At 66.3% G+C, this 18,923-nt stretch carries 20 protein-coding genes and 1 pseudogene; 6 read left to right on the top strand and 15 right to left on the bottom strand.

Annotated features, from left to right (window positions below; translation table 11 throughout):
- Positions 1 to 47 precede the first annotated feature (47 nt).
- Complete coding sequence (locus LG299_RS03965) at positions 48 to 245, top strand: UDP-N-acetylmuramyl pentapeptide phosphotransferase (protein WP_404433672.1); 198 nt, start codon at positions 48 to 50, stop codon at positions 243 to 245.
- A 1-nt stretch (position 246) separates the two neighbouring features.
- On the opposite strand, the gene LG299_RS03960 is transcribed toward LG299_RS03965, so the two are convergent.
- Both LG299_RS03960 and LG299_RS03955 read right to left on the bottom strand, forming a co-directional pair.
- Positions 247 to 1,557: a DNA recombination protein RmuC gene (locus tag LG299_RS03960; RefSeq protein ID WP_404433671.1), complete on the bottom strand. Its 1,311-nt coding sequence runs from the start codon at positions 1,555 to 1,557 to the stop codon at positions 247 to 249.
- A gap of 48 nt (positions 1,558 to 1,605) precedes the next feature.
- On the bottom strand, positions 1,606 to 2,208 hold the full coding sequence (locus LG299_RS03955) for a 3'-5' exonuclease (protein ID WP_404433670.1): 603 nt from the start codon (positions 2,206 to 2,208) through the stop codon (positions 1,606 to 1,608).
- Positions 2,209 to 2,310: 102 nt separating this feature from the next.
- Between LG299_RS03955 and ychF the strand changes: the two genes are divergently transcribed.
- A complete protein-coding gene (ychF, locus tag LG299_RS03950) occupies positions 2,311 to 3,384 on the top strand; it encodes a redox-regulated ATPase YchF (protein WP_404433669.1) in 1,074 nt (357 codons plus the stop codon).
- On the opposite strand, the pseudogene LG299_RS03945 reads toward ychF, so the two are convergent.
- Positions 3,381 to 3,485 (bottom strand): annotated as a pseudogene (locus tag LG299_RS03945) (hypothetical protein); the annotation flags it as partial. The gene ychF and the pseudogene LG299_RS03945 overlap by 4 nt on opposite strands.
- Positions 3,486 to 3,583: 98 nt before the next feature.
- Between LG299_RS03945 and LG299_RS03940 the strand changes: the two are divergent.
- Entirely contained in the window at positions 3,584 to 4,147 is a 564-nt protein-coding gene (locus tag LG299_RS03940) for an alpha/beta fold hydrolase (protein ID WP_404433668.1), read from the top strand.
- Between the two features lie 33 nt (positions 4,148 to 4,180).
- On the opposite strand, the gene LG299_RS03935 is transcribed toward LG299_RS03940, so the two are convergent.
- Entirely contained in the window at positions 4,181 to 4,672 is a 492-nt protein-coding gene (locus LG299_RS03935; protein ID WP_404433667.1) for a GNAT family N-acetyltransferase, read from the bottom strand.
- A 14-nt stretch (positions 4,673 to 4,686) separates the two neighbouring features.
- Entirely contained in the window at positions 4,687 to 4,992 is a 306-nt protein-coding gene (locus LG299_RS03930; protein WP_404433666.1) for a hypothetical protein, read from the bottom strand.
- Between the two features lie 67 nt (positions 4,993 to 5,059).
- Here LG299_RS03930 and LG299_RS03925 point away from each other — a divergent pair, with 67 nt between their 5' ends.
- On the top strand, positions 5,060 to 6,712 hold the full coding sequence (locus tag LG299_RS03925; RefSeq protein WP_404433665.1) for an ABC-F family ATP-binding cassette domain-containing protein: 1,653 nt from the start codon (positions 5,060 to 5,062) through the stop codon (positions 6,710 to 6,712).
- Here LG299_RS03925 and LG299_RS03920 read toward each other — a convergent pair.
- From LG299_RS03920 to LG299_RS03910, 3 genes are all read right to left on the bottom strand, one after another.
- Positions 6,709 to 7,059: a LysR family transcriptional regulator gene (locus tag LG299_RS03920; protein ID WP_404433664.1), complete on the bottom strand. Its 351-nt coding sequence runs from the start codon at positions 7,057 to 7,059 to the stop codon at positions 6,709 to 6,711. The two genes, LG299_RS03925 and LG299_RS03920, sit on opposite strands and share 4 nt — an antisense overlap.
- Before the next feature lie 117 nt (positions 7,060 to 7,176).
- A complete protein-coding gene (locus tag LG299_RS03915) occupies positions 7,177 to 7,383 on the bottom strand; it encodes a hypothetical protein (protein ID WP_404433663.1) in 207 nt (68 codons plus the stop codon).
- Between the two features lie 176 nt (positions 7,384 to 7,559).
- Complete coding sequence (locus LG299_RS03910; RefSeq protein ID WP_404433662.1) at positions 7,560 to 7,826, bottom strand: GlsB/YeaQ/YmgE family stress response membrane protein; 267 nt, start codon at positions 7,824 to 7,826, stop codon at positions 7,560 to 7,562.
- Between the two features lie 151 nt (positions 7,827 to 7,977).
- Between LG299_RS03910 and LG299_RS03905 the strand changes: the two genes are divergently transcribed.
- Positions 7,978 to 8,832, top strand: a complete 855-nt coding sequence (locus LG299_RS03905; protein ID WP_404433661.1) for a DNA-formamidopyrimidine glycosylase family protein — start codon at positions 7,978 to 7,980, stop codon at positions 8,830 to 8,832.
- A gap of 189 nt (positions 8,833 to 9,021) precedes the next feature.
- On the opposite strand, the gene LG299_RS03900 is transcribed toward LG299_RS03905, so the two are convergent.
- Complete coding sequence (locus LG299_RS03900; protein WP_404433660.1) at positions 9,022 to 10,539, bottom strand: MDR family MFS transporter; 1,518 nt, start codon at positions 10,537 to 10,539, stop codon at positions 9,022 to 9,024.
- A 162-nt stretch (positions 10,540 to 10,701) separates the two neighbouring features.
- Positions 10,702 to 10,917, bottom strand: a complete 216-nt coding sequence (locus tag LG299_RS03895; protein ID WP_404433659.1) for a hypothetical protein — start codon at positions 10,915 to 10,917, stop codon at positions 10,702 to 10,704.
- A 54-nt stretch (positions 10,918 to 10,971) separates the two neighbouring features.
- On the opposite strand from LG299_RS03895, the gene LG299_RS03890 reads away from it, so the two are divergent.
- Positions 10,972 to 12,993, top strand: a complete 2,022-nt coding sequence (locus LG299_RS03890) for an ABC transporter ATP-binding protein (RefSeq protein ID WP_404434791.1) — start codon at positions 10,972 to 10,974, stop codon at positions 12,991 to 12,993.
- A 5-nt stretch (positions 12,994 to 12,998) separates the two neighbouring features.
- Here LG299_RS03890 and LG299_RS03885 read toward each other — a convergent pair whose 3' ends face one another.
- Genes LG299_RS03885 through nadA form a run of 5 tightly spaced genes read right to left on the bottom strand, consistent with a single transcriptional unit; the run spans position 12,999 to position 18,922 of the window.
- Positions 12,999 to 13,949, bottom strand: coding sequence for a glycosyltransferase family 2 protein (locus LG299_RS03885; RefSeq protein WP_404433658.1), 951 nt, complete (start codon positions 13,947 to 13,949; stop codon positions 12,999 to 13,001).
- Positions 13,946 to 15,082, bottom strand: coding sequence for a cysteine desulfurase family protein (locus LG299_RS03880; protein WP_404433657.1), 1,137 nt, complete (start codon positions 15,080 to 15,082; stop codon positions 13,946 to 13,948). The genes LG299_RS03885 and LG299_RS03880 overlap by 4 nt, the downstream gene beginning before the upstream one ends.
- 2 nt (positions 15,083 to 15,084) lie before the next feature.
- Entirely contained in the window at positions 15,085 to 15,957 is an 873-nt protein-coding gene (gene nadC / locus LG299_RS03875) for a carboxylating nicotinate-nucleotide diphosphorylase (RefSeq protein WP_404433656.1), read from the bottom strand.
- Positions 15,957 to 17,576: an L-aspartate oxidase gene (nadB, locus tag LG299_RS03870; protein WP_404433655.1), complete on the bottom strand. Its 1,620-nt coding sequence runs from the start codon at positions 17,574 to 17,576 to the stop codon at positions 15,957 to 15,959. The genes nadC and nadB overlap by 1 nt, the downstream gene beginning before the upstream one ends.
- Positions 17,573 to 18,922: a quinolinate synthase NadA gene (nadA, locus tag LG299_RS03865; RefSeq protein WP_404433654.1), complete on the bottom strand. Its 1,350-nt coding sequence runs from the start codon at positions 18,920 to 18,922 to the stop codon at positions 17,573 to 17,575. The genes nadB and nadA overlap by 4 nt, the downstream gene beginning before the upstream one ends.
- Position 18,923: the final 1 nt, after the last annotated feature.

Here is an 18,923-nt window from a genome sequence, read left to right as displayed (position 1 = left end):
CGATGATGTCGTTCCCCCGTGCGAGGGGGTTGTGGATGTCGGCTCAGGTGAGTAGTTCAGGACCGCAGACCGGTGCCCACGCGGTGATCGCAGACGCGGTCGATCCCGCCCGTCGTCCCGACGTCTTGCTTCGCAAGCGCCGCGACGAAGGACACGAGGTCAGCGTCTGGTGGATGATCGGCGCTTTCATCGCGGTTTCGGGTGTCGTGATCGCCGTGATGAGCTTCGTGCCCGGCGGTTCGTAGGTCAGAGCCTCTCGCGCAGGTCACCCACGTCAGCGATCAGCGCCGGCGGGTGTTCTGCCTCGTCGCGCCCCGCGTTGCGGCCCTCCGCAACGCCGTCGAGAAGCTCCGGTGCACTCATATGGCGAGGTTGCTTCTCGATCGTCGCCGGCGCGTTGAGCGCATCGAGTTTCGTCTGATCGATCCCCGGAAAACGCCGGGCGGTCACCAGCACTCGGGTCTCGAGTGAGCTCGTGAAACGGTTGTAGCTGTCGACAGTTCGCTCGATCGCACGACGCAGGTCGTCGGCGTGCCCGGCGAGGCCGCCCAGGCGATCGTAGAGTTGCGTGCCGAGATCGAAGAGTGCGCGAGCCTCTTGCGACACATCCTGTTGAGTCCACGTGAACGCCACTGTCTTGAGCACAGCCCACAGGTTCACGGGCGAAGCCAGCGCGACTCGCTTGCTGAACGCATAGTCCAAAAGCGACGGGTCTTCTTCGAGTGCTGCGGCCAGAAGTGATTCGCTGGGAATGAAGCAGATCACGAATTCAGGACTGGACGGCAAGCCAGCCCAATAGGTCTTCTTCGCCAGCGCATCCACGTGGGCGCGCACGGCCTTCACGTGACGATCCAACAACGCGCGGCGCCGCGCCCCTTCCGCACCCTGCGCAGTGAGGGGAATCGCGCTCGCCTGCAGATACGCGTCCAACGGCACTTTCGCATCGACAGCAATAGCTTTCTCGCCCGGCAGTCGGATTACCATGTCGGGTCGGCCCGCACCCGCGTCGCTCGCGATGGAGGACTGCAGATCGAAGTCGACGTAGCGGGTCAGCCCGGCAGCCTCCACGACGCGCCGCAACTGTGTCTCGCCCCACACCCCGCGCGTTGCGCCGGAACGCAGAGCGCTCGCGAGCGACTCTGTGGTCAGTCGAAGTGCCTCGCCGGATTCGTGCGTACGCCGGAGCTGTTCAGCAAGTGAACCGAACTGTACATGTCGATCACGCTCCAGGTCGTCGACCTTCGCCTGCATGGCGTGGAGTGTCTCTTGCACCGGTGCCAGTGCGCGCAGCACGCTCTGTTCTCGACGTTCACGTTCCTCGCGGGCTGCCTGATCTGAGCGGGCCTGCGACGCGAGCTCGCGGTAGAGGAGCTGCTGGTGATCGAGCTGAGCCTGTACGCCGTGGCGTGCGGCATCCGCCGCGGCAATGCGGGTGCGGAGCTCTGTGTGTTCGCGCGCCGCCCGTGCGGCGCCGCGCGAGAGTCCGGCGACCCAACCCGCGAGGGCACCGAGGGCGAGGCATCCGACGACAACCATCGAAACGGTGAGCGCATCCATTCCTACAGGATGACGGAGCCCACCGACAAAGCCGTCGATTGCGCGCTTTCAGGCGGCGAAGACCGTCGTGGCAGGCGCTTCGGCGATCGAGATCTGCGAGACCCTGACCCCGGAAAGTTCGGCGAGTGTGTCGATGTCGTAGGCGCCGACCCGGCGAGCGGCATCGATCATGACGTGTGCACAGGCCATCGCATCGGCTGTGGCGTTGTGGTGCGGAAAGTCCGCGAAACCCGCCTCGGCTGCGACGAACGGAAGTCTGTAGGACTCGAGCTGGTAGACCCGTCTCGCCACCTGCAGGCTGCAGGCGTACCGATACGCCGGATGCTCGTCCCCCGTCGCTTCGCACGCCCGCTTGATGACCGCCATATCGAAGCCGGCGTTGTGCGCAACCAGGATGTCGCCCCCGATGAAATCGGAAAGGTCGTTGAGCTGCGCGCTCCAGCCCAGCGCGTCGACGACATCCTCTTCACGGATGCCGTGGATGCGCGTGTTCAGTTCGAAGAACCGATCGTGCCCGGCGGGCGGCTGGATCAGCCATCCGGTCTTGTCCACGATCTCGCCGTTCCGCACACGCACGAGGCCTACCGCACACGCGGACGCATTGCTGGAGTTCGCCGTTTCAAAGTCGATTGCGGTGAAGTCCAGGGGCACCACCCCAGCGTCACGCAGTCGTGCGCGCCCGGGCGGGAGGCGCGCCGCCGGAGAATGCTTTGCCGATCAAGCCCTGGAGCGGCCCGCGTAGACTGAACTCCCGTGGCTCTCACTATCGGCATCGTCGGCCTGCCCAACGTCGGCAAGTCCACCCTGTTCAACGCACTGACCAAGAACGACGTGCTCGCAGCGAACTATCCGTTCGCGACGATCGAGCCGAACGTCGGCGTCGTGAGTCTGCCCGACCCGCGGCTGGCGAGGCTTGCGGAGGTCTTCCACTCCGAGCGAATCCTCCCCGCCACGGTCTCGTTCGTCGACATCGCCGGCATCGTCCGCGGCGCGAGTGAGGGTGAGGGGCTGGGAAACCAATTCCTCGCCAACATCCGTGAGGCCGACGCGATCGCTCAGGTGGTGCGCGGCTTCACCGACGATGATGTCGTTCACGTCGAGGGCGGCGTGAACCCGAAGAACGATCTCGAGACGATCAACGCCGAGCTGATGCTCGCAGACCTGCAGACGCTCGAGAAGGCGATCCCGCGTCTTGAGAAGGACGTCAAAGGCAAGCGCGCCGATCCCGCGACCCTTGAGGCCGCAGTCGCGGCGAAGGACGCGCTCGAGCGCGGCATCCTGCTCTCGCATTCGGGTCTGGATCTCGCGCCGATTCGCGAGTACGGGCTGATGACGGCGAAGCCGTACATCTACGTCTTCAATGTCGACGAAGCTGTTCTGACGGATGCTGCAGCCAAGGCCGAACTCGAAGCACTGGTTGCGCCCGCTCATGCGGTGTTCCTCGACGCGAAGATCGAGTCGGAACTCATCGACCTCGACCCGGACGACGCTGCCGAACTGCTCGCGTCGACCGGACAGGAAGAGTCGGGCATCGACCAGCTTGCGCGGATCGGCTTCGACACGCTCGGCCTGCAGACCTATCTCACGGCGGGGCCGAAAGAGGCGCGGGCCTGGACGATCGCCAAGGGTTCGAAGGCCCCGCAGGCGGCCGGTGTCATCCACACCGACTTCGAGAAGGGCTTCATCAAGGCCGAGGTGATCTCGTTCGAGGACCTCATCGACGCAGGTTCCGTTCTTGAAGCTCGTCACCGCGGCAAGGCTCGGCTGGAGGGCAAGGACTACGTCATGCACGACGGTGACGTGGTGGAGTTCCGCTTCAACGTCTAACCGTGGCCAACGAGAGTGGGAGGCAGCGCGGGACTCGCCAGGCGATGAAAATGCTCCATACTGTGTTGACGTTGACATAGGTGGGCGAGGTTTCTCACCTTGGTCTTGCCGCCGAGGGCAGCGTCGACCGTGTGGTCAACCGTCGTAGATCACGTCGGCCAACAAAGTCATTCCCGTGTGGATGAGAGAATCGATGACTGTGACTGACATCCAGATCTTCGAGCCCGAGGGCCGCGCCATTCCCTACGCCGTCGAGGGCGACGGCCCCGTCGGTCTCGTTCTTCTCATCGAGAGCACGCTCGAATCGGGCGATCTCGCGGTCGTCGCGCACTACCTCGCCGAGGAAGCCGGGTTCCACATCGTGCGCATCGGTTCGCGCGACGGTGCACAGAACGCGGCTGGCCGTTCTGAAGACGCGCTCGCGGTCATCGACCACGTGGGTCTAGACCACACCTGGATCGGCGGTCACGGAGCGGCGGGAACTGCCGCGCGCGTCTTCGCCGCATCCCACAGCGACCGCGTCAACGGCCTTCTGCTCTTGAGCGTCGAAGAGTCCGACGTCGCGCTCGCGCCGTTGATCCCCGTCCTCATCGTTCAGGGAACAGCGGACGACGTGACCCCCGCCGCGAACGGCGAGGCGCTGCAGGCGACGGCTCCCACCCGCGCGAGCATCAAGACGGTCACCGGTGGCGGTCATGACTTTCCGGCCACCCACCCGATCGAGACCGCGGTCATCATCGAGGAGTATCTCGACTGGGATTGATGCACGCGGACGGATGCAGCATCCGCCCCCTCATCACAATTCGAGCGAGTACCAGAAGGCGCGATCGCCGGTGTCGGGATCCACTCCCTGAAATCCATGACGCTCGTAGAAGCGCTGGGCGTCGACATCCGGCGCGTCCACGCCGATCTCGATCGCGGAGACGCCCAGTGATCGGCACTCGTCGAGAAGCAGGAGGATCATCGCCGAACCGAGCCCCTGCCCTCGCCGATCAGGTGTGACGTAGAGCTCGTCCAGCAGCGCGACCGGGCCGGGGTACCAGACGTTGGTGCGCAGCGTGACGAGGGCGACGCCCTCGGCGCGATCGCCGACGAGCAGCGCGAACGTCGTCGGTGACGCAAGCAACTTCCGCAGTCGCGGCGCGAGCACCCCGACCCCGGGCGACGCAGCGTCGAACTCGGTGTTGAAGTCGTGCAGGAGGCGCGCGACGATGGGCGCATCCTCGGGCGTCGCGCGCCGCGCGGCTGAGAGATTCCCGGCGGCGGAGTCTGCGACATGGTCGGCCATGCCCGTGATCGTAGTCAGGAAACGCCGCCGCGAAAACGCCCGGTCCGAAAAGGCAGCGCCGGCGCGCGATATTCCAGCACCGGCGGATCATCCGGCTTGAGCCGGATGGTTGCCTGTCCGAACTTCCACAGTCGGTTGAACAGGAAGACGCTGATCTCAGCGGGAGTATCAGCGGCGACCTGCCATGTGCCGCGACCCCATTGCGTGGGCTGGCCGCGTCCGCTGATGACGAGTGTGGGCCGGACGCCGAAGTAGAGCGCGAACCACGGTCGACGCATCGTCAACTCGATGCGGCGGGTGGGGCCGGCGCTCGAGGTCATCCTCGACGGTACCGCGTCAGGGCGTTCCCGGAGTCGCGCGCACCGTCCCTGGTGCAAGGATTGACCCATGACCGCAACACTCGTGGCGCAAGGCCTGGCCGGCGGGTACGGCCATCGCACCCTGTTCGATGAACTCGAACTAGCCGTCGGTCCCGGTGATGTGGTGGGAGTCGTCGGGGCCAATGGCGCCGGAAAGTCCACGCTGCTGCGGATTCTTGCAGGAATCGACGAGCCGCAGGCCGGGTCTCTCTCCCTCGCACCGAACGACGCCTTCGTCGGCTTTCTTCCGCAAGAGCACGGGCGTGTTCCGGGTGAAATCGTGGCTGAGTACATCGCCCGGCGAACGGGGTGCGCTGCGGCGACGAGAGAGATGGATGCTGCAGCATCCACCCTCGGTGATCCCTCGCTTGCCGCACCCGGCGTCGACCCCGCCGATGCCTACTCAACGGCGCTCGAGCGCTGGCTCGCGAGCGGCGCGGCCGACCTCGATGAGCGGATCCCGGCCGTACTGGCCGACCTGGGACTCGACGTCGGAGACACGGCTGTGATGACATCCCTCTCGGGCGGGCAGGCGGCTCGCGTAGGGCTCGCCGCTCTCCTTCTGAGCCGATTCGACATCGTTCTGCTCGACGAGCCCACCAACGACCTCGACCTCGATGGCCTCGAACGTCTTGAGGCGTTCGTGCGCGGCATCCGCGGGGGAGTCGTGCTGGTCAGCCATGATCGAGAGTTCCTCGCGCGCTCTGTGACCCGTGTACTCGAGCTCGACCTCGCGCAATCCTCGAACCGCGTGTTCGGCGGCGGCTACGATGCCTATCTCGAAGAACGCGCAACCGTCCGCCGTCACGCACGCGAGAAGTACGACGAGTTCGCCGAGAAGAAGGCGGATCTCGTCGCGCGGGCCCGCACACAGCGTGAGTGGTCGAGCCAGGGCGTGCGCAACGCGATCAAGAAGGCACCAGATAACGACAAGATCCGGCGCAAAGCGTCGGTGGAGTCGAGCGAGAAGCAGGCGCAGAAGGTGCGCCAGATGGAGAGCCGCATCGCGCGCCTCGACGAGGTCGACGAGCCGCGTAAGGAGTGGCAGCTCGAGTTCACGATCGGGTCGGCGCCGAGATCGAGCTCTGTGGTCTCGACGCTGAGCTCGGCGGTCTTTCGCCAAGGCTCGTTCACGCTGGGTCCGGTATCCCTTCAGGTCAACGCGGGGGAGCGGATTGGCATCACCGGCCCGAACGGAGCTGGCAAGTCAACTCTCCTGCGGGCACTTCTGGGAAAGCAGCCACCCGACGACGGCACGGCGAGCCTCGGCGCGAATGTGCAGATCGGCGAGATCGACCAGGCTCGGTCACTGCTCGTCGGCTCTACGCCGCTCGCGTCCGCGTTCGAGGGCCTCGTCCCGTCGCTGGCACCGGCAGAAGTCCGCACGCTCTTGGCGAAGTTCGGGCTGAAGGCCGATCATGTGGGTCGGCCCGTGGGTGAGCTTTCACCGGGCGAACGCACGCGCGCAGCGCTGGCGCTGTTGCAAGCGCGCGGAGTCAACGTGCTGGTCCTGGACGAGCCGACGAACCACCTGGATCTGGCCGCCATCGAGCAGCTCGAGCAAGCACTGGAGGCCTACGAGGGGACGTTGCTCCTGGTGACGCACGATCGACGGATGCTGAAGACCGTGCGCACCGATCGGCACTGGCGCGTCGACACCGGGCTGGTGAGCGAGTACTAGCGGCCCTGGCGCTTCTTGAACGGCTTCGGCTGACCCTTCACGGCAGGAGCGCGACCCTTGCCCTTCGACGCCTTGGCCTTGCCGCCTGCCGGCGCCTTCTGCTTCTCGGCGGGGGGAGGTGCGGCAGCGATCTGTCGCTGCGCTTCTTCGAGCAGGAGCACGGCGGCCGGGGTCAGGACCTTCCCATCCTTCGTATTGGAAAAGAGCGGGTGCCCGACTTCGTCCTCGAGCTTCTCCATCGAGGTATAAAGAGAGGCGAGCGGGATGCCGAGGGCCTCGGCTGCACGCGGGAAGTGCACGTCCGCCTCGACAAGGGCGACGAACCGGCGGAGTTGGGCGATCTTCACACGGACCTTTCGCGCAAAGTCGGGAGTCTCGATAGGTGCGAGGGCTCGACGGTGCCTTCTCAGGATACGGGTGCGGTGTCACCCGTTCCGCGAACGGCGAGCACGCTGCTTGACGAGTCAGCCTTCGTCTGGCGGCCCTTCCGGCTCGACGAGAGGCCGGCCGACCACTCCGATGCCCACCGCCTCGTGGCTGGGCTCGGACTCCTCGGGGGTTTTCGCCTCGGGCTCTTCTTCGACTGATTTCTCGGTGCTGGGCTCTTCCAGCTCTTCCGTGTCAGGCTCCGCGCCGCTGTCGGTGCCGATCTCTTCGTTGTCGCCGGTCATGCTCGACCTCCATTTGTCTGATGTGGTCCAGCATCCGTCATCCACCCGTCGCTGAGAAGGGGGTTGACGGCGGCGCGGGAGTGCGGCACGGTTCCGGCGCCGGAACCGTGACGAGCGGAAACGCCGCATCCCCGCACAGCCGGAGCTGGACGGGGATGCGGTTCGCGCGAGTGGACTCAGGCGCGTGACTTGCGGCCGACCAGCAGGCCGTAGATCAGCAGAACGACGATCGAACCACCGATGGCGAGCGCCCACGTCTGCAGCGAGAAGAACTCTTCGAGGGGCGCGTTGAACAGCACGCTGCCGAGCCATCCGCCGAGGAGCGCACCTACGACGCCGAGCAGAAGAGTGATGAGCCATCCGCCGCCCTGCTTGCCGGGGAGGATGAGTTTTGCGATGGCACCGGCGATGAGGCCGAGCAGAAGGAATCCAAGGAAGCCCATGATGTGGTGTCTTTCTTTTCGGGAGGTCGTACGATCCGAGGGTGTCGGAACCGTGCAACACTATCCGCTTGCGTTAATCCGGGTCGAGGGGTTGACAGGCGGGGCTGACTGTGGGCCTGCTCCTGTCTGAGGCAAGTGGGAGGATGACGGCATGCCCGAGTCTCCGGAAGTACAGGCGCTCGCCGAATTTCTGCGTGAACAGACCGTTGGTCGCGTCATCACCGCCGTCGACGTTCTGGAGTTCCGTGTTGTGAAGACACGCGATGCAACGCCGGCCGAGATGATCGGCTCAACGATCACGGCCGTCGAACGATTCGGCAAACACCTCGACCTGTCTTTCGGCGGCAGGCATGTGGGAGTCGCGCTCGGCCGCCACGGATGGGCTCGCTGGGTCGAGCCCGGCGACCCACCTGACGATGTTCCAGCCCTCGCAGGAGACGCTCCACCCGCTCTGGCAGTGATTGAGTTCGACGATTCGTCGGCGATCGAGTTCACGGATGCCGGTTCCTGGGTCTCGCTCGGCCTGTCGATCGTCGACGACCCCCGAGACGTACCGGCCGTGGCCAAGCTCGGCCCCGACCCCGCAGATTCCGCGTTCTCGCAGGAAGACCTCGACGCTGTGCTCGCGGGGCGACGCAAGCAGCTGAAGGCTGTTCTGCAGGAGCAAGAGTCATTGGCCGGGATAGGAAACGCGTACTCGGACGAGATCCTGCACCTCGCGAAGCTCTCTCCGGTCGTGCACGCGGCGACGCTGACCGCTGAGGAGCGAACAGCGTTGTATCGCGCGGTCACCGGCACCGTGCGTGACGCGGTCGCCGCACGCCGCGGCATCCCCATCGATCAGCTGAAAGCAGCCAAGGTTGCGTCGATGCGGGTACACGGTCGCTCCGGTGAGGCCTGCCCGGTGTGCACCGACGTCGTTCGTGACGTTGCCTTCGGCGGTAGTTCTGCGCAGTACTGCGCGACATGCCAAACCGCGGGTGTGGTTCTCGGCGGCCGCTCATGACGAGCCGTTACGATGGGGTCATGACTACTTCGCCCCTCACCACGCCCGAGACCCTTGCCCCGGTCGCCGATGACAAGAACCTTCTCACGGTGGCCCCGTCGCAGGGCTCGTGCTGCGGCGGCAGTGGTTGCAGCTGAACGCGCTGCAGTTGGACGCGCTGTAGCTAGGCGGGTCGCGGGGTTGAACGGGTCAGTGAGCCGCGACCGCGGGCGCTCCGATCTGGTCGGCGGGCTTGCGGATGAGGAATGCGCCCACCAGCAGCGGCAGTGACAGGATCGCCGCGAGCGTGAATGCCGCCTGAGCGCCCTGCGCGCCCGCCGTCAGTTCGTCGACGCCGGATGCTTCGGCAGCCGCTTGCACCGAAGACATCACCGCAATCAGCATGGCCACTCCGGCCGCGCCAGCGACCTGCTGGACCGTGCCGAGAACCGCCGAGCCGTAGGAGTAGAACTTGCGCTCGAGCGATCCGAGCGATGCCGTGAACAGCGGTGTGAACGACATAGCCAGGCCGATCGAGGTCACAGTCTGTGCAACCGCGATCACCCAGACCGGCGTGCTCACGTCGAACGTGCTGTAGAACCACAGCATGCCCACCGTGATGATCGAGCCGGGGATCAGGAGCACGCGGGTGCCCCAGCGATCGTAGATGCGGCCGATCGTCGGGCCGAGCAGACCCATGGCGAGCGCGCCCGGCAGCACGGCGAGCCCGGTGGTCAACGGCGAGAGCTCGAGTACGCGCTGCATGTACAACGGCAGCACCGTGATCGCGCCGAAGAACGCCATCGAGAGGATCGTCATCTGTCCGATCGCGAGCGAGAAGTTCGTCGAGCGGAAGACTCGCAGATCCAGGAGCGCGTCGTCGGTGCGCTGAAGGCGGACCTGGCGCCAGATGAAGAGGGCGAGCGCGACAACGCCCACGCTCAGTGAAATGATCAGAGCGTTCGTCGAGGCGCCGGCCGCGGCATCCGCCTCTGCTCCACCGCCGTGGCTGGCCGCTCCGCCTATCTGGCTCAGGCCGTAAACGATTCCACCGAAGCCGAAGGCTGAGAGGATCACCGAAGGAATGTCGATCGGGGCATACGAAGTCTCACCGATGTTGTGAATCCAGCGCGCACCGACGAAGAGAGCAACCAGGGCGATCGGCAGCACGATGCCGAAGATCCAGCGCCAGCCCACGGTGTCGAGAAGCACGCCGGAAAGTGTCGGCCCGATCGCGGGGGCGAGCGACATGACGATCGATACGCGGCCCATCATTCGTCCGCGGGCATGTGCGGGTACGACGACCATGAGCGTCGTCATCAGCAGCGGCATCATGATCGCGGTTCCGGATGCCTGCACCACACGGGCGACGAGCAGCACAGGGAATCCCGGGGCGAGGAAGGCGATGAGCGTCCCGAAAGAGAACAACGACATTGCGGCGATGAACATCGTGCGCGTCGTGAAGCGGCGCAGGAGGAAGCCCGTGATCGGGATGATCACAGCCATCGTCAGCATGAACGCCGTAGTGAGCCACTGCGCGGCGACGGCAGTGATCGACAGGTCGTCGATGAGGTGCGGGATCGCCACGCCCATCGTTGTTTCGTTCAGGATGGCGACGAAGGCTGCGGCGAGCAGCAGCCAGATCACCCGGTTCTGCTGCGGAGTGAGCACCGCGGGTGAGGCGGTAGGAATATTGCCGGTCCCGGGGCGGGTGACGGTGTCGGCCATGAAGCGGCTCCTCAGAATCGGCGGAAAGTGTGGTGCCCGAGGGGCAGAGATTCCGCATCAGGGCGCGCACCGACAGGCGCCGCGCACGAGGGAAGCTTCCAGGATAACGGCGAGGTCTGACGCCGCATTCCCGATCGACAGGAAAAGTTTGGCCGAAAGGTGCTACTGCTGGTCGAGCGACTCGTCCTCTGCCGGAGTGTCCCACTGCTCTGACCCGATGGCGTCGGTGGGCGCTGGCGTCGGCTCATCGTCTTCGGCGAAGCTCGGAACAGGACTCAGTAGTTCGTCTTCGGGGATCGCCTTGAGCGCGTCGATCTCGCTACGGAGCGCAGCGAGGTCGGTACCGTCGTGGTCAGGTGATGCTGGTGTGGACGTCATGGGTTCAACCCTGCCACGGCGTCCGTGACGCTGGCTAGGCTGGCGCATATGAGCATGGGTGGCGGAGGACGCGGGGGCGGCGGCGGATTCCGCGGTGTCGATATCGAGGCGCAAAAGAAGTTGAACGCCGCAGCGCCCAAGATCCCCGACCTCGGACCGCGCGTGCTGAGCCTGTTCCGGCCCTACCGTGGGCGCATCATCGCGACGGGCGCACTGGTCATGGTCGGTGCGGCCATTGCGGTGGTTCCTCCGCTCATCGTCCAGCGCATCTTCGACGACGCTCTTTTTCCGATCGACGGTTCGGCGCCCGATATTCCCCTGCTGTGGCAACTCGTGCTCATCATGATCGCGCTATTCCTGGTGTCGGCAGTGCTCGGTGTCGGTCAGACCTGGCTGACCTCGACGGTCGGCAACAAGGTGACCGGCGACCTGAGGGTGAAGCTGTTCGAGCACCTTCAGGCGATGGAGCTGGGGTTCTTCACGCGCACCAAGACCGGAGTCATCCAATCCCGTCTGCAGAACGATGTGGGCGGTGTCTCGGGTGTCCTCACCAACACCGTCACCAGCATCCTGGGCAATGTCGTGACGGTGATCGCCTCGCTCGTCGCGATGATCATCATCGACTGGCGACTGACGCTCATTGCCATCTTCATGATGCCGATCCTGGTGATCGTGCAGCGCCGGGTCGGCCAGGTGCGCGCCCGTATCGCGGGCGAGACGCAAGAGTCACTGTCTGAACTCACGGCGATCACGCAAGAGACGCTGAGCGTTTCGGGAATCCTGCTGTCGAAGTCGTTCAATCGCCAGCGCACCGAATCCACCCGATACGCCGACGAGAACCTCAACCAGGTGCGTCTTCAAGTGCGTCGGGCGATGAGCGGCCAAGGATTCTTTGCCGTCGTACAGGTGCTGATGGCGAGCGTTCCCGCCGTGATCTACCTCGTCTCGGGCTACTTGATCACCGGCGGCACCGACGCGATCACGGCGGGCACTGTGGTGGCCTTCACCACCGTCCAAGCGCGCCTGCTCATGCCGCTCATGGGCCTTATGCGCGTCGCCCTCGATCTGCAGACCTCGACCGCGCTTTTTGCGCGCATCTTCGAGTACCTCGATCTGAAGCCGGCTATTCAAGACGCTCCCGATGCGATTTCTGTCAGCGAGGCACCAGGACCCACCGGACGCATCGAGTTCCGCAACGTTGTCTTTCGGTATCCGGATGCTGCGGCCGACGCGCGCGCGACGCTTCAGGGCATCTCGTTCATCGCCGAACCCGGGCAGCACGTCGCCTTTGTCGGTCCCTCCGGTGCGGGGAAGACCACCGTCCTGTACCTCACCCCTCGGATGTACGAAGCATCCGACGGGTCGGTCATGTTCTCGGGTGCGGACGTGCGCCGCCTCACGCAGGAGTCGATCATCGACGAGGTCGGGATCGTCTCGCAAGAGACCTACCTGTTCCACGCCACGATTGGCGAGAACCTGCGGTACGCGAAGCCCGGCGCGACCGAGGAGGAACTGATCGTGGCGTGCAAAGCCGCGAACATACACCACATCATCATGAGCTTCGAGCACGGCTACGACACCGTCGTCGGTGAACGCGGGTACCGGCTCTCCGGCGGAGAGAAGCAGCGCATCGCGATCGCACGCGTTCTGCTGAAGGACCCCCCCGTGCTCCTCCTCGACGAAGCGACGTCAGCGCTCGACACGGTGTCGGAACGTGTCGTGCAAGAGGCGCTGGATAACGCCGCCCGCGGCCGCACGACCCTGTCCATCGCTCACCGGCTCTCGACAGTGATCGGTGCCGATGTGATCCACGTGATCGAGGCGGGAAAGATCGTCGAATCGGGAACCCACTCAGAGCTTCTTGCGCAGGGTGGGCTCTACGCCGAGCTCGCGGCAGAACAGATGGCTGCGTCGAGGGTGCTCCAGATCGAAGAATCCGACTCACCCGGTGCGCTTCCCGACCGTCGCGCCGATCGTGCGCCGGAGGACGGTGGGCCACACGCACCCGGATCGTCCACTCGCCTCACCGGGTGGTCAGGCCCTGAAGTCGAGCAGGCCGAAATCCCCGAGGCGTAGGTCTGCTACCAGTCGAGTGCGAGCGCCACTTCAGGCGAGGGTTTCGCGATCGCGCGCCCCTGAAGCGAGCGCACGAAGGTCGCAAGGTCGTGGCGATAGGCCGGATCAGGATGTTCCCGGGCGATTGCGATGAGCGCCGGCACGTCCATCGCCAGAATGAGTCGGACTCGGCTTGCTACCGCTGCGTGGTGGCCTGCGGCATCCAGAATCGCGATCCCGGCTGCGAGCGCCTCGAGGTAGTCGTGCAGCACCGGAAGTGCGTCTTTGCGTTGGGTGATCGAGGTGCCGTCTACCCGTTCGCGCCACTGCACGACGACATCGGGGATCACGTCGAAGGCACGAGCGCGGGTGTACAGCTGCTGAGCAACGAGCTGGTCTTCGTACGCCTTGCCCACGGGAAAGCGCACGTTCTCGCGGCGCCAGAAATCGATGCGGCTCGCCTTCGACCAGGCGACGATGTTGCCGGATGCGTCGGGGTGCGCGTCGATCGTGGTGCCCTCGCGCGCCGGGTCGGTCGCTGCCCTCACCCACGGCTGCACGACGCCCGGGGAGTATCCTCCCGCGCCGTCCGGCCGCAGTCGCACGTACGCCCCGACTACCAGGTCGCTGCCGGTGCGTTCGAGCGTGCCGACGAGCCGCGCGAGTGCGGTCGGCATCATGACGTCGTCGGCATCGAGAAAACCGACGAACGGCGTCCGCACGAGGTCGAGTCCGGTGTTGCGTGCAGCGCTCAGCCCTGACTGCACGGGGTGGTGCACCACGATGAATCGTGGGTCGGTGGCGGCGGCATCCGCAAAAATCTCGCCTGTGCCATCGGTCGAACCGTCGTCGACGAGCACGGCGGTCCAGTCCGAGCGCGTCTGGGCGACGAGCGAGTCGAGCGCCTCTTGCGCGAACGCCGCAACCTCGAACCCGGGCACGATCACCGTGATGGCGGGCTCGGGCGGTGTGGTCACCCGCCCGATGCTACCGCCGCGACGGAGGCCGCCACCGCCGATGCGAGGTCATCGATGCCGCCCGTGGCGGTGTGAGAGAACGTGACCCGCACGGCGGTCTGCGCGACCTCGGGCGCGATTCCGAGCGCCAGGAGCACGTGAGAGGGCTCGTCGCTGCCCGCCGCGCACGCCGATCCGCTGGACGAGACCACGCCGCGTCGTTCGAGTTCGAGCAGCACGGCTTCGCCGCTCGTTCCCGCAAAAGTGAAACTTGCCGTGCCCGGGAGTCGCCACGTGGGGTCGCCCGTGAGGGTCGCCGTGGGCACTGTGGCGAGCACCCGGCGGATCAGGTCGTCGCGCAGGAGCGCCACGCGGGCGGCGGACTCTTCGCGTTCAGCTTCGGCGACGTCGAGGGCGGTGGCGATACCCACGGCCCCGGCGACATTCTCGGTGCCGCTTCGGCGGCCGCGCTCTTGGCCCCCGCCGTGCAGGAGTGGTTCGAGCGGGATGCGGCCGCGGATCGCGAGCACCCCGATCCCCTTGGGCGCGCCGAGCTTATGGCCGGCGATCGACAGGGCATCAGCGCCGGTATCGTCCAGCCTCAGCCACCCGGCGGCTTGGACGGCGTCCAGATGCACGGGAACGCCGCGCTCGTGGGCACAGGTGACCAGGGCTGCGGCATCCTGAATCGTCCCCACCTCGTTGTTCGCGAACCCGACGCTGACCAGCGCCGTGCTGTCGCGCAGAGCCGGGAGCAGCGCGTCGGGCGAGAGCCGGCCCTCGCCGTCGACGGGCACTCGGTCGACGGCGAAGCCGTGGATCCGCTCGAGATAGGAGGTCGACTCGAGGATCGATTCGTGCTCGATGGGGGTCGTCACGATGTGGTTCTTGCCGCGTTTGTGGGCGGCGATCGCGATGCCTTTGATGGCGAGATTGTTCGCCTCGGTGCCGCCCGAGGTGAAGATCACGTCGCTCGTGCGCATGCCGAAGTGCCGCGCGACGCGTGCGCGGGCTTCGGCGAGCGCGTCCGCCGCCGATTCGCCGACGGTGTGATGACTGGACGGATTGCCGAAGCGCGTCGTGAGGAACGGCAGCATTGCCTCCAACACCTCGCGGCGCACCGGCGTCGTCGCCGCGTTGTCGAGGTAGAGCACGGCTATCCCGCGTCGATCCGCACGTCGAGTCCGAGATCGAGCGCCCGCGCCGAGTGCGTGAGTGCACCGACTGAAATCACGTCGACCCCGGTCTGGGCGATCGCGCGGACAGTCTGCAGGTTCACACCGCCGGAAGCCTCGACCACCGCTCGACCGGCGACCTGAGCCACTCCACTTCGCAGGTCATCGAGCGAAAAGTTGTCGAGCATGATCGTGCCGATGCCGCGAGCCCCGGTACCGGCCGCGAGCACCGGTTCGATTTGCGCGAGCCGATCGACCTCGACCTCGACGTGGGTCGTGTGGGGGAGGCGTGCGAATGCCTCGGTGAGAGCCTCGGTGACCGACGCACCCTTCTGGGTGAGCACGGCGAGATGGTTGTCTTTCGCCATGACGGCGTCGGACAGCGAGAAGCGGTGGTTGTGACCCCCGCCGTTGCGGACCGCGTGACGTTCGAACGCTCGGAGCCCCGGAGTGGTCTTGCGAGTGTCGATGATCCGAGCGCCGGTGTGGGCGACCTCCGCGACGAACTGGTTCGTCAAGGTGGCTGTTCCGCTCATGCGCTGGACGAAGTTGAGACCGATCCGCTCGGCCGTCAGCACGGATCGCGCGGACCCCGAGACGGTCGCCAGCACAGCACCCTTCTCGAAATGGTCGCCGTCCTCGACCAGCAGGCGCACCTCGACGGCTGGATCGGTAAGGCGGAACGCTGCCTCGAACACCTCCCCGCCGCTGAAGACGCCCGACTCGCGGGCGGTGAGGTCAGCTGTGGCGGTGGCGTTCTCGGGGATCAGGTACTCGCTCGTGACATCTCCCCACGGGGCATCTTCGTCGAGCGCAGCCTGGACGACCCGGTCGATATGAGCTCGGGTGAGCATCAGGCGGCTCCGCTCTCTTGTTGGGGTGCGACGCTTGCACCGACGTGCTCGAGAACGTCTCGTCGGTAGTGCGCGCCGACCGATTCCGTGCGGGCCAGGGCCGCCGCAACGAGGGTCTCGCCGACGAGAAGGAGGTTCTCGTCCTCGTACTCCGACTCGGCGGTGACCGTTCGCGGCCGAGCGCGCCACGTCGCGATGACAGATGCCGCGTGCCGCAGCCCGTCCTCATCGCGTACGAGTCCGGCATCCTCCCAGAGGAGCGTCTGGAGCGCTTCGCGCGTGAACGCCGGTGCCTTCGGAGCGTGACCCGGCGCATCGGTCTGCTCGGTCGGCGCCGCGCCGTGCGGCGCTGACACGACGGGCCAGGCTCCGGATGCCGCATCCGCCGCGATCGCGTCACCCGCGCGCGCACCGAACACTGCACCCTCCAAGAGCGAGTTCGAGGCGAGGCGGTTCGCGCCGTGCACGCCGGTCCGGGCCACCTCGCCGACGGCGTAGAGACCGGGGAGGGACGTCCGACCGAAGAGATCGGTGGTCACACCGCCCATCAGATAGTGCGCCGCGGGAGTGACGGGGATCGGTGTCTCTGCCCAGTCCAGTCCGCGTTCGCGCACGGCCGCGTCGATCGTCGGGAAGCGTGTGGCCAGAAATGACCGGCGCTCCTCCACCGTGGCTCGAAGATGCGTCGCATCGAGGAAGACCGGTCGCCCCTCCTGCAGTTCCATCTGGTGCGCGATCGCCCGGGCGACGACGTCGCGCGGGGCGAGCTCACCATCGGGGTGCGCATCGAAGGCGAACCGTCTGCCGTGCTCGTCGACGAGGGTCGCGCCCTCGCCGCGCACAGCCTCCGAGACGAGGAAGGACTCGCCGACACCGACTATCGTCGGGTGGAACTGGAAGAACTCGAGTTCCTGAACGTGGGCACCTGCCCGCATGGCTGCCGCAATCCCATCACCGGTGGCCACAGGTGGGTTGGTCGTGTAGGCGTACAGTTCGCCGGCGCCGCCGGTCGCGAGCACCACCGCATCGGCCGTCACGGTCTCGTGCCGGCCAGCCACGGGGGTAGTCCCTGCGTGATCGCCGATCAGGAGTTCGACGCCGCTCACGCGACCACCGTCGTGTACCAGGTCGATCAGGAACGCGTGCTCGATCACGCGCACGTTGCTGGCCCGGAGGCTCGCCACGAGCGCCTTCTCGATCGCGGTGCCGGTCGCATCACCGCCGGAGTGCAGGATGCGAGGGTAGGAGTGTGCGGCTTCGAGTCCCTTGACGTAGGTGCCGTCGGCGCCACGGTCGAAGGCGACCCCGACCTCGACGAGCTCACGGATGCGCGCAGGACCCTCCTCGACGAGAACACGCACAGCCTTCTCGTCGCTGAGGCCTGCCCCGGCGACGAGCGTGTCGTGGATGTGGTCTTCGACCTTGTCGTCGGCGAACATGACCCCGGCGATACCGCCCTGTGCGTAGCGGGTGTTGGCGTGTTCGAGGACGTCCTTGGTGACGAGTGTCACGGCGCATCCGTGTTGCACGGCGTGCAGAGCGACGGTGAGTCCGGCGATGCCGGAGCCGACGACGATGACCTGCGTCGCGGTGTGGGTCGTAGCAGCAGGGCTGGTCATGACGGCACCGGTGCAGCGGGGGGCTTGGCTGCCAGCATCCGCTCGAGGGCGATGCGCGCCGGGTCAGCGACGTCCGCCGGCACGGTGATGCGGTTGAGTACTTCTCCGTTCACCAGACCTTCGAGTACCCAGGCGAGGTAGCCCGGGTGAATGCGGTACATCGTCGAGCAGGGGCACACGACGGGGTCGAGACAGAAGATCTCGTGCTGCGGGTTCGCCGCAGCCAGGCGCTGGACGAGGTTCACTTCGGTGCCGATCGCGAACGTCGTGGGTTCGGTGGCACCTTCGATGGCGCGGCGGATGTAGTCGGTCGAGCCTGACTCATCCGCGGCATCCACCACCGCCATCGGGCACTCGGGGTGCACGATGACGCGCACGCCGGGGTGTTCGGCGCGCGCCTTGTCGATCTGCTCGACGGTGAAGCGTCGGTGCACCGAGCAGAAGCCGTGCCAGAGGATGACCCGCGCGTCTTCGAGTTCGTCGGCGGATGCTCCGCCCAGCGGCTTGCGCGGATTCCACATCGGCATCTGCTCGAGCGTGACGCCCATGGCCTTGGCGGTGTTGCGACCCAGGTGCTGATCGGGGAAGAACAGCACGCGGCGCCCGCGCTCGAACGCCCACTCGAGCACGGTCTGTGCGTTCGATGACGTGCAGACGATGCCGCCGTGGCGACCGACGAAGCCCTTGATCGCGGCGGAGGAGTTCATGTACGTGACGGGAATCACCGGCACGAGGCCATCCTGATCCACGGCGTCCATGTCGCCGTAGATCTCGGCGAGCTGCTCCCAGCACTCCTCTACCTGGTCGATGTCGGCCATGTCGGCCATCGAGCACCCGGCGGCGAGATTCGGCAGAATCACCGCTTGCTCGGGTTGTGAAAGGAGGTCGGCGGTCTCGGCCATGAAGTGCACCCCGCAGAAGACGATCGCCTCGGCCTCGGGGTGCGCCTTCGCGGCGTTCGCGAGCTGGAACGAGTCACCCACGTAGTCGGCGTGACGGACGACTTCTTCGCGCTGGTAGAAGTGCCCGAGCACGACGACCCGATCGCCGAGCGTCTTCTTGGCCGCGATGATGCGCGCGTCGAGTTCGTCGTCGGATGCCTCGCGGTACGCGAGCGGCAATTCGCCCTGGCGCGGCGACCCGGTGGGAATGATGTCACCCATCGATGATCCGGGGCCGTAGCCGGGGCGCGCGTCGAAGTTCCACGGACCGTCGGCAAGGTCGGTGTTGCAGGTCTCGGCGGTGGAGGCGCCCGCGACGATCGCCTGGATCTCGCGGTCGACACTGGGATCGACACCCAGGCCTCCTGCGGGCCTGGGCTGAAGCACGATGTTCACGGCAGACATG

This window comes from Microbacterium lacus (assembly GCF_044794305.1).
Classification (GTDB): Bacteria; Actinomycetota; Actinomycetes; order Actinomycetales; family Microbacteriaceae; genus Microbacterium; species Microbacterium lacus_B.
This window is presented reverse-complemented; position numbering and strand designations above follow the sequence as displayed.